Genomic DNA, 10,455 nt, shown 5'->3' on the forward strand with positions numbered 1-10,455 from the left:
CGGGCGGGCGGGCCGGTCGGCCGTCGTGCGCGGTCAGGAGTTGCGCTGGGCGGCGTCGTGGACGCCGCGGCGGGCGCGGCGGCGGCGCGGCGCGCGGCGCTCGCCGGACTCGCCGTCGCCGTTCTCGGCGGACGCCTCGGGGGCCTCGGCGGCCTCCCCGGAGTCGCCGCCCGCCGACTCCGCGGACTCCCGCTCGATCACGTCGACGGGGACCAGCGACAGCTTGCCGCGCTGGTCGATCTCGGTGACCTCGACCTGGATCTTCTCGCCGACGCCGATGACGTCCTCGACGTTCTCGATCCGGGCGCCGCCGTGCAGCTTGCGGATCTGCGAGACGTGCAGCAGGCCGTCCTTGCCGGGCAGCAGCGACACGAACGCGCCGAACGTCGTCGTCTTGACGACGGTGCCGAGGAACCGCTCGCCGACCTCGGGCATGTGCGGGTTGGCGATCGAGTTGATCGCCTGCCGCGCGGCCTCGGCGGACGGGCCGTCGGTGGCGCCGACGTAGATCGTGCCGTCGTCCTCGATGGTGATGTCGGCGCCGGTGTCGTCCTGGATCGAGTTGATCATCTTGCCCTTGGGGCCGATGACCTCGCCGATCTTGTCGACCGGGACCTTGATGGTGATGATCCGCGGCGCGTTCGGGCTCATCTCGGCGGGCGCCTCGATGGCCTCCTGCATCACGTCGAGGATCGCCAGCCGGGCGCCCTTGGCCTGCTTCAGCGCGGCGGACAGCACCGAGGCGGGGATGCCGTCGAGCTTGGTGTCGAGCTGCAGCGCGGTGATCAGGTCGCGGGTGCCGGCGACCTTGAAGTCCATGTCGCCGAACGCGTCCTCGGCGCCGAGGATGTCGGTGAGGGTGACGTACTCGCCGCCCTCGTGGATCAGGCCCATCGCGATGCCCGCGACCATCTGCTTGAGCGGGACGCCCGCGTCCAGCAGCGACATCGTGGACGCGCAGACCGAGCCCATCGAGGTCGAGCCGTTGGAACCGAGCGCCTCCGACACCTGCCGGATCGCGTACGGGAACTCCTCGCGGGTCGGCAGGACCGGCAGCAGGGCGCGCTCGGCGAGGGCCCCGTGCCCGATCTCGCGCCGCTTCGGCGAGCCGACCCGGCCGGTCTCACCGGTGGAGTACGGCGGGAAGTTGTAGTTGTGCATGTAGCGCTTGGTGCGCTCGGGGTTGAGCGTGTCGATCATCTGCTCCATGCGGAGCATGTTGAGCGTGGTCACGCCCATGATCTGCGTCTCGCCGCGCTCGAAGATCGCCGAGCCGTGCACCCGCGGGAGGACGTGCGCCTCGGCGGTGAGCTGGCGGATGTCCTTGGGGCCGCGGCCGTCGATGCGCAGCCCGTCCCGGACGACGCGCTCGCGGACGAGCTTCTTGGTGAGGGCGCGGAACGCGGCGGAGATCTCCTTCTCGCGTCCCTCGAACCGCTCGGCGAGCTTCTCGGCGGCGGCCGCCTTGAGCTCGTCGAGGCGGGTCTCGCGCTCCTGCTTGCCGGCGATGGTGAGCGCCTGCGCGAGGTCGCCGCTGACGGCCTCGGTGACGGCGTCGAGCGCGTCGTCCTGGTAGTCCAGGAAGATCGGGTACTCGGCGGTCGGCTTGGCGGCGACGGCGGCGAGGTCGCTCTGCGCCCGGCACAGCACCTTGATGAACGGCTTGGCGGCGTCGAGGCCCTCGGCGACGATCTCCTCGGTCGGCGCGGCGGCGCCCTCGGCGACGAGCTTGAGGGTGTCGCGGGTCGACTCGGCCTCGACCATCATGATCGCGACGTCGCCGTCCTCCAGGACGCGGCCGGCGACGACCATGTCGAACGTGGCGCGCTCCAGCTCGGGGTGCGTCGGGAAGCCGACCCACTGGCCGTCGATCAGCGCGACGCGGACGCCGCCGATCGGGCCGGAGAACGGCAGCCCGGCCAGCTGGGTGGACATCGAGGCGGCGTTGATCGCCACGACGTCGTACAGGTGATCGGGGTGCAGCGCCATGATCGTCTCGACGACCTGGATCTCGTTGCGCAGGCCCTTGGTGAAGGACGGGCGCAGCGGCCGGTCGATGAGGCGGCAGGTCAGGATCGCGTCCTCGGAGGGACGGCCCTCGCGGCGGAAGAACGAGCCGGGGATCCGCCCGGCCGCGTACATCCGCTCCTCGACGTCCACGGTCAGCGGGAAGAAGTCCAGGTTCTCCTTGGGCTTCTTCGACGCGGTGGTCGCCGACAGCACCATCGTCTCGTCGTCCAGGTAGGCGACGGCCGAGCCGGCGGCCTGGCGGGCCAGCCGGCCGGTCTCGAAACGGATGGTGCGGGTGCCGAACGTGCCGTTGTCGATCACGGCCTCGGTGCTCTGCGCTCCGTCGATGCGCACGGCTTCTGTCACGGGAAACCTCCTCAGGTTCCGGTCATCGGTCCTCGCGGCCGTTTCCCGTGGCTTGTCACGCTGCCGGTCTTCGATCGAAGCACCCGGATCCAGTGCCCGCCGACGCGGGCGGAACGGATCCGGAAGCCACTACCGAGGACCGGCCCGCACCAGCGGTGTCCGCGAGGCTCTTCTCTTCGGTTGTGCGTCCGGTCCGGCCGGAGGGCCGGACGGGCGCGTCGTGCGCCGGGGCGGGCCGCCGGCCGGCCCCGGCCCGGCCGGGGGGCCGCACGGCCCCGCCCGGCCATAAAAGGAAGGGAGTGGCCCGGCGGCCACTCCCTCACACCGCTAGCGGCGCAGACCGAGACGCTCGATCAGCTTCCGGTACCGGTTGATGTCCTTGTTGGCGAGGTACTTCAGGAGCCGACGACGCTGGCCGACCAGCAGCAGGAGGCCGCGGCGGCTGTGGTGGTCGTGCTTGTGCTCCTTGAGGTGCTCGGTCAGATCGGTGATGCGCCGGGTCAGCAGCGCGACCTGGACCTCCGGAGACCCGGTGTCACCCTCAGTGGTCGCGTACTCGGCGATGATCTGCTTCTTCGTGGCGGTGTCGAGCGACACGTGGCTCCTTCGTAAGGTCGTCACCCGCAGATCCCGGCCCGGAAACGGGCGGACGGTCCGCATGGTGCGTCATTGAGAGATGTGGCGAGCCGCATGAGGGTGCAGCCAGCCGCGCCGGGGCCCTTCCCGGCGATTCTTCACCGTACCATGCCGGGTCGACGCACCGTCACGGTCCGGATTCCGGATGATCACGGAGGGTGCGGCGCGCGCCCGTCCCCGCGGGACGTCAGGCCCCGGGCGTCGCGGAACCCCCGCCGGAGGCGTCGGACGCGTCCGAGGTGATCTCGCGGGCGCGGTCGACGTCCCGGTGCATCTCCTCGACGAGCGCGTCGATCGAGTCGAACTTGAGCGTGTCCCGGATGCGGGCGGTGAAGTCGACGCCCATGTGCTCGCCGTACAGGTCGAGGTCGTCGCGGTCGAGCGCGTACGCCTCGACGGTCCGCTCCCCCGCGCCCTCGAACGTCGGGTTCGTCCCGATGGAGATCGCGGCGGGCCAGCGAAAGCCCGGGTAGCGGTCGGAGTCGCAGACCAGCCAGCCGCCGTAGACGCCGTCCGCGGGGATCGCGGTGTTCGGCCGCGTCTCCAGGTTCGCGGTCGGGAAGCCGAGCGCCCGCCCGCGGCGGTGGCCGCGCACGACGACGCCCTCCACGCGGTGCGGCCGCCCGAGCGTCTCGGCGGCGGCCTCCACCTGCCCCGCCTCCAGCCGCTCGCGGATGGACGTCGAGGAGATCGTGTCGCCGTCCGCCACCAGCGGGACGCCCTCGGCCGTGAAGTCGTACTTGCCGCCGAGCTCCTGCAGCAGCGCGATGTCGCCCTTGGCCTTGTGCCCGAACCGGAAGTCCTCGCCGACGATGACGTGCGCCGCGTGCAGCCGGTCCACGAGGACCTGCTGGACGAACTCGTCCGGCGGCGTCTTCGACAGTTCCAGCGTGAACGGGACGACCACGACCGCGTCGGTGCCGAGCCCCTCGAGGAGCTCGATGCGGCGGCCGGTGGTGGCCAGCAGCGGCGGGTGGGTGCCGGGCCGCACGACCTCGTCCGGGTGCGGATCGAAAGTGATCACCACGGAGCGGAGCCCGCGCCGCCGGGCCTCCTCGGCGGCGGCGCCGACGATCCGCTGATGCCCGCGGTGCACACCGTCGAACACGCCGATGGTGACCACCGAACGGCCCCAGTCGGCGGGTACCTCGTCGAGGCCATGCCAGCGCCGCACCATGCTCTCCCTGCGTAGGACGTATCCGCCCGGTTCTCGTCTGCCGGGTCCTTGCCGTCGCCATAAAGGGTGCCATGCGTCCCGAGCCGCCGTCGTGGGAGGGGCGCCCTAACGCGGGTGAACGCGTGCGGAGCGCGCGCGGCCCGGATCAACCGGACTGGTAGACGACCAGCGAAACCGCGATGTACTGCAGGATGTACGCCACGAGCGTGAACGTGTGGAACACCTCATGGAAACCGAACCAGCGCGGCGACGGGTCGGGGCGGCGCAGTCCGTACACGACCCCGCCCAGGCTGTAGCAGATGCCGCCGGCCGCGACGAGGACGCACGCCGCGACGCCCGCGCCGTCGAGGAACTGCGGCATGAAGAACACCGCGACCCAGCCCAGGACGATGTACAGGGTGACGTAGAGGGCGCGCGGGGCGCCGATCCAGACCGTCCGGAACACGACGCCGGCGATCGCGCCCGTCCACACGGTGGCCAGGACGGCGATGCGGACGCCGCCGTCCAGGGCGACGACGGCGAACGGCGTGTACGTCCCGGCGATGATCAGGTAGATGTTCGCGTGGTCGAAGCGGCGGAGCACCTCGATGACCCGGTGGGAGCGCTGCCGGTGGTAGGTCCCGGAGATGCCGAACAGCAACCCGGACGCGGCCACGTACACCGCCGAGGCCAGTCTGGCCTGCGTCGTGGGGCCGAGCGCGACCAGGACGAGCCCGGCGATCAGGACGGCGGGGAACGCGCCGATGTGCAGCCAGCCGCGCAGCCTCGGGCGCGTGGGGGATCCGACGGGTGTGCTCGCGGTGCGGTCGCTCGTCGCCGACGCCATGGGCACCTCCTGCTATGACCGTGCCACAACCAACTTACGGTTACGTAGGTTACGACGCCGTAGGTTCGTTCGCACCGGGGTGGCGGCGTGACGATCGACACTGATGGCCGACACTGATGGCCGACACGGCGCCGACACGGACGCCGCCGGCGTGCGGCGGGCGCGTCAGGGAACGAAGACCGCCAGCGGCCTGGCCGCGCGCCCCTGCTCCTCGACGAGCGCGAGCAGCGTACCGTCCGGGCCGAAGACGCCGACCGGGCCGGGCCCGAGCCCCGCCGCCGGGAGCCGCCCCCCGTGCGCGACCTTGCGGGCGTCGTCCGCCGACACGTCGCGGCGCGGGAACGCCGCGGCGACGGCCTCGTCCATCGGCAGGATCTCCAGGTCGCCGGCCAGTTCGTCCAGCGTGCGGGCCATGCCGAGGTCGTACGGGCCGACGCGGGTGCGGCGCAGCCGGGTCAGGTGCCCGCCGCAGCCGAGGGACGCGCCGAGGTCGCGCGCCAGCGCGCGGATGTAGGTCCCGGACGAGCACGCGACGGACGCGTCGACGTCGATCAGGTCGCCGTCGCGGCGGACGCCGGTCACGGTGAAGCCGTGCACGGTCACCGGACGGGCCTTGAGCTCGACCTCCTCGCCCTTGCGGGCCATCTTGTAGGCCCGCTCGCCGTTCACCTTGATGGCGCTGACCTGCGGCGGGACCTGCTCGATGCGTCCGGTCAGCGCCGCGACGCCCGCGTGCAGCGCCTCGTCGGTCACCGCCGCCGCGGACGCCGCCGCGGTGATCTCGCCCTCGGCGTCGTCGGTGTTGGTGGACTGCCCGAGCCGGATCGTCGCGTCGTAGCCCTTCTCGGTGAGGGCGAGGTGCCCGAGCAGCCGGGTCGCCTTCCCCACGCCGAGCACGAGGACGCCCGTCGCCATCGGGTCGAGCGTCCCCGCGTGCCCGACCCGGCGGGTCTTCGCGAGCCGCCGCATGCGCCCGACGACGTCGTGCGAGGTCCAGTCCGCCGGCTTGTCGACGATGACGAGCCCCGAGTTCTCCACGCGCGCTCCGATTCCAGGGCCGGGGGTCCCGGCCGGGTTCGACTGCTCTGGCCGAAGGGTCAGGACGGACCGGCGGGCTCGCCGGGCGGGCGCAGCGCGCCGCGCAGCCGGTCGATGACGCCGGCGGGATCCCCGGCCGTGGTGAACGCGGCCGCGGTCCGGTGCCCGCCCCCGCCGAGCGCGACGCAGGCGCGGCCGACGTCCACCGCCCCCTTGGAGCGCATGGACACGTACCAGTCGCCGTCGTCGTTCTCCTTGCACACGACCGCGACCTCGGCCTCGTCGGTGCGGCGGAGCTGGTCGATGACGCCTTCGAGCTGATCGTAGGGGACGTCGCGCGCGTCCCGGTCCGCCCGGGCGATCGTCGTCCACACCAGGCCCCGGCCGCCGGCGGCGTCGCGCTCCAGCCGGGCCCGCGCCAGCGCGCCCGCCAGGACCTGCAGGTAACCGAACGGCGCCCGGTCCCACAGCTCGCGGCCGACCGCGTCGGGCCGGACGCCGGCGGTCAGCAGCCGTCCCGCGAGGTCGTGCACCTCGGGGGTGGTGCACGGGTACTTGAACGACCCGGTGTCGCTCGCCAGCCCCGCGTACAGGCCCTGGGCGATGTCCCCGTCGAGGGGAACGCCGAGCCGCCGGATCAGCTCCTCGACCAGCACGGCCGTCGCGGCGGCGTCCGGGTCGACCAGCCGCACGCCGCCGAACCCGGTGTTGGACGCGTGGTGGTCGACGACGATCAGCGCCCCGGCCCGGTCGGCGTGCCCGGCGAGCGACCCGAGCCGGGCCCGGCCCGCCGCGTCCAGGGAGATCATCAGCCGGGGGGACGCGGGCAGCCGTCCCGGGTCGACCAGCAGTTCCTGGCCGGGGAGGAACCGCAGGATCCCCGGGACGGTGAACGGCTCGCCGAACGACGCGAGGCACCGCTTGCCGAGCGTGCGGAGCGCCAACGCGAGCGCGAGCATCGAGCCGAGCGCGTCCCCGTCCGGGACGACATGGCACGCGAGCACGACCTCGTCGGCCGCGCGGATCAGCTCGAGGGCCTTGTCCCACTCGAGATCGCCGGAGCCGTCGCCGGTGTCCGGGGCGGCCTCCCCCGACGGGGCGACGCCGTTCCCGGCGGCACCGTTCCCGGCGGCACCGTTCCCGGCGGCAGAGGGCACGGGGTCGTGGCCGGTGCCGTGGCCTCCGTGGCCCGCCCGGTACCCGCCGGCCCGCAGGGCCGGCCGTCCGTGCGACCACGCCCCCGGCGCGACCGCGCGGTCCTCGGCGGCGCTCACGACGACGAACGCCGGGACGAGCCGTCCTCGCCGTCGGACCCGGGCTCGTCGCCGAGCTCGTCGTCGTCCGGCTCGCCGTCGGCGGCGGGCTCACGGTAGGGGTTGGCGTCCCCGGCGGGCGAGGCGCTCCGCGCCGCGCGCGCGACCTCGGCGTCCCGGGCCCGGGCCTTCGCCAGCAGGTCGTCGATGTGGGCGGCGTTCTCCATCAGGGAGTCCATGACGAAGGTGATGCTCGGCGTGTGCCGGATCCCCGTCTGCTTGCCCACCTCCGAGCGGATCACGCCCTTGGCGCTCTCCAGCGCGGCCGCCGTCTCGGCGCGCTCGCCGTCCGACCCGTACACCGTGTAGTACACGGTGGCGTCGCGCAGGTCGTTGGTGATGCGGGTGTCCGTCACGGTCACGAAGCCGAGCCGCGGATCCTTGATCCGCCGTTCCAGCATCTCGGCGACGATCTGCTGGATGCGGTCGGCGAGCTTGCGCGCCCGAGCTGCGTCCACCATGATCGCACTCCCTTTCTATGGTCCGGCGACGGCCGTGTCCCGGCCGTCCACCGGATCAGTCCTCGTCATTGAAGAGCCGCCGCCTGGCCGACAGCAGCTCGATCTCCGGCCGCCCGAACACGAGGCGCTCGCACTGCTCGAGCACCTCGGTGCAGTTGGCCGCGGTGCCCGAGACCACGGCGATCCCGATCTCCGCCCGGCGGTACAGGTCGTTGTCGCCCGTCTCGGCCACGGCCACCCCCGGGAAGTGCTTGCGCACGTCGGCGATGATGGGCCGGACCACGGACCGCTTCTGCTTCAGCGACCGGACGTCCCCCAGCAGCAGGTCGAGCGTCAGTGCACCCACGTACACCTGATCGATCACCTCGGGATCTCTCAAAAGTGGAACGACGGCGATCGGCCGCCGTGTTCCCGGCCCGACCTCCGTCTTCGGCGGGGCCGGACCGGACATGACAGACGCCAGGCTATGAGATCCGCCTGGCGCCATGTCACCGTTTTTCGGTCGAGCACCCCGCACCGTCACGTTCCACTCACCCCGCGGGGGAGCACATCGCGGGCGGGCGGGTTCGGCGAGCGCGGGCCGCACCGAGACGGCGGCCGCCCGCCCGGACCCGTGGGTCCGGGCGGGCGGCCGGCCGTTCGACTCGGACGCCTCAGACGCGGGGCTTCTCCCGCATCTCGAAGCACTCGATGACATCGCCGAGCTTGATGTCGTTGAAGCCCACGCCGATACCGCACTCGAAGCCCTCGCGGACCTCGGTGGCGTCCTCCTTGAAGCGGCGCAGCGACGACACCGTGAGGTTGTCGGCGACCACGACGCCGTCGCGGACGAGACGGGCCTTGGCGTTCCGCTGGATGTGGCCGGAGGTGACCATCGAGCCGGCGACGTTGCCGATCCGCGGCACCTTGAAGATCTCGCGGATCTCCGCGGTGCCGAGCTGGGCCTCCTCGTACTCCGGCTTGAGCATGCCCTTGAGGGCCGCCTCGATCTCCTCGATCGCCTGGTAGATGACCGAGTAGTACCGGATGTCGACGCCTTCGCGGTCGGCGAGCTCCTGTGCGTTCCGCTCGGGCCGCACGTTGAAGCCGATGATGACCGCGCCCTCCTCGGACGCCAGCGACAGGTTGACGTCGTCCTGCGTGATCGCGCCGACACCGCGGCGGATGATCCGCAGGCTGACCTCGTCGCCCACGTCGATCTTGAGGAGCGAGTCCTCCAGGGCCTCGACCGAACCGGACACGTCGCCCTTGAGGATGAGCAGCAGCTCTTCCCGCTTGCCCTGCTGGAAGTCCTTGAACAGTTCCTCGAGGGAGCTGCTCTTGCGGCTGCGCAGCAGTTCGGCGTTGCGCTTGCGCGCGACCCGCTTGTCGGCGATCTGCCGGGCGACCCGGTCGTCGTCGACGACCAGGAAGTTGTCGCCCGCGCCGGGGACGGCCGCGAGGCCGAGCACCAGCACCGGACGGGACGGGCCCGCCTCCTCGACGTTGTTGCCGTTCTCGTCGAGCATCGCCCGGACGCGGCCGTTGGCCACGCCGCAGACGATCGAGTCGCCGACCCGCAGCGTGCCGCGCTGCACCAGCACGGTCGCCACGGCGCCCCGGCCCTTGTCCAGGTGGGCCTCGATGGCCGAGCCCTGGGCGGGCATGTCGGGGTTGGCCTTCAGGTCGAGCTCGGCGTCCGCGGTCAGGATGATCGACTCGAGCAGGCCGTCGATGTTGATGCCCTGCTTGGCCGAGACGTCCACGAACATGGTCTGCCCGCCGAACTCCTCGGCGACCAGGCCGTACTCGGTCAGCTGCGCCCGCACCTTGTTCGGGTCGGCGCCCTCGACGTCGATCTTGTTGACCGCGACCACGATCGGCACCCCGGCCGCGGTGGCGTGGTCGATCGCCTCGGTCGTCTGCGGCTTGACGCCGTCGTCCGCGGCGACCACCAGCACCACCAGGTCGGTGGTGTCGGCACCGCGGGCACGCATGGCGGTGAACGCCTCGTGACCCGGGGTGTCGATGAAGGTGATCTTGCGCTCTTCGCCGTCGACCTCGGTCTCGACCTGGTAAGCGCCGATGTGCTGGGTGATGCCGCCGGCCTCGCCCGCCTGCACGTTGGCGTGCCGGACGGCGTCCAGCAGCTTGGTCTTACCGTGGTCGACGTGGCCCATGACGGTGACCACGGGCGGACGCGGCTGGAGGTTCTCCTCGCCGCCCTCGTCCTCGCCGTACTCGATGTCGAACGACTCGAGCAGCGCGCGGTCCTCGTCCTCGGGGCTGACGACCTGGACGTCGAAGTCCAGCTCGAGCCCGAGCGCCTGCAGGTCGTCGGGGTCGACGGACTGCGTGGCGGTGACCATCTTGCCGAGGTGCATCATGATCGCGACGAGCGACGCCGGGTTGGCGCCGATCTTCTCGGCGAAGTCGGTCAGCGAGGCGCCCTGCGGCAGCCGGATGGTCTTGCCGTTGCCGCGCGGGGCCGAGACGCCGCCGACGGCGGGCGCCTGCATGTTCTCGAACTCTTGACGACGCGCCCGCTTCGACTTGCGCCCGCGTGCGGGACGTCCGCCGGGACGGCCGAACGCGCCCTGCGTGCCGCCGCGACCGCGACGGGCGCCGCCGCGCCGGGGACCGAACCCC

The 10,455-nt window shown here is 72.3% G+C and carries 9 protein-coding genes; all 9 read right to left on the bottom strand.

Going from position 1 to position 10,455, the window contains the following annotated elements; genetic code table 11:
* Window positions 1-33 precede the first annotated feature (33 nt).
* Window positions 34-2,358 (bottom strand): polyribonucleotide nucleotidyltransferase, encoded by a 2,325-nt coding sequence (locus ACFQ11_RS35450; protein WP_378306927.1) that lies wholly within the window; start codon window positions 2,356-2,358, stop codon window positions 34-36.
* Between the two features lie 345 nt (window positions 2,359-2,703).
* Complete coding sequence (gene rpsO / locus ACFQ11_RS35455) at window positions 2,704-2,973, bottom strand: 30S ribosomal protein S15 (RefSeq protein WP_026405490.1); 270 nt, start codon at window positions 2,971-2,973, stop codon at window positions 2,704-2,706.
* A gap of 226 nt (window positions 2,974-3,199) precedes the next feature.
* Window positions 3,200-4,186: a bifunctional riboflavin kinase/FAD synthetase gene (locus tag ACFQ11_RS35460; protein ID WP_378306913.1), complete on the bottom strand. Its 987-nt coding sequence runs from the start codon at window positions 4,184-4,186 to the stop codon at window positions 3,200-3,202.
* A 148-nt stretch (window positions 4,187-4,334) separates the two neighbouring features.
* Entirely contained in the window at window positions 4,335-5,015 is a 681-nt protein-coding gene (trhA, locus tag ACFQ11_RS35465) for a PAQR family membrane homeostasis protein TrhA (protein ID WP_378306915.1), read from the bottom strand.
* A gap of 165 nt (window positions 5,016-5,180) precedes the next feature.
* The gene (gene truB / locus ACFQ11_RS35470) at window positions 5,181-6,053 is read right to left on the bottom strand and encodes a tRNA pseudouridine(55) synthase TruB (RefSeq protein WP_378306917.1); all 873 of its coding nucleotides are present in this window, start codon (window positions 6,051-6,053) and stop codon (window positions 5,181-5,183) included.
* Between the two features lie 59 nt (window positions 6,054-6,112).
* Entirely contained in the window at window positions 6,113-7,327 is a 1,215-nt protein-coding gene (locus ACFQ11_RS35475) for a DHH family phosphoesterase (RefSeq protein ID WP_378306919.1), read from the bottom strand.
* Window positions 7,324-7,827 carry a 30S ribosome-binding factor RbfA gene (rbfA, locus tag ACFQ11_RS35480; RefSeq protein WP_378306921.1) on the bottom strand — a complete coding sequence of 168 codons (504 nt, stop codon included), beginning with the start codon at window positions 7,825-7,827 and terminating at the stop codon, window positions 7,324-7,326. Before rbfA ends, ACFQ11_RS35475 begins: the two co-directional genes overlap by 4 nt.
* Before the next feature lie 55 nt (window positions 7,828-7,882).
* On the bottom strand, window positions 7,883-8,191 hold the full coding sequence (locus tag ACFQ11_RS35485) for a DUF503 domain-containing protein (protein WP_378306923.1): 309 nt from the start codon (window positions 8,189-8,191) through the stop codon (window positions 7,883-7,885).
* 289 nt (window positions 8,192-8,480) lie between these two features.
* On the bottom strand, window positions 8,481-10,455 hold a 1,975-nt coding region (gene infB, locus ACFQ11_RS35490), incomplete at its 5' end, for a translation initiation factor IF-2 (protein ID WP_378306925.1).

The organism is Actinomadura sediminis (assembly GCF_042675525.1).
Classification (GTDB): domain Bacteria; phylum Actinomycetota; class Actinomycetes; order Streptosporangiales; family Streptosporangiaceae; genus Spirillospora; species Spirillospora sediminis.

Excerpts from the sequence above, each read along its gene's own strand:
- trhA (WP_378306915.1), bottom strand. The coding sequence starts at position 5,015 with ATGGCGTCGGCGACGAGCGACCGCACCGCGAGCACACCCGTCGGATCC.
- rbfA (WP_378306921.1), bottom strand. The coding sequence starts at position 7,827 with ATGGTGGACGCAGCTCGGGCGCGCAAGCTCGCCGACCGCATCCAGCAG.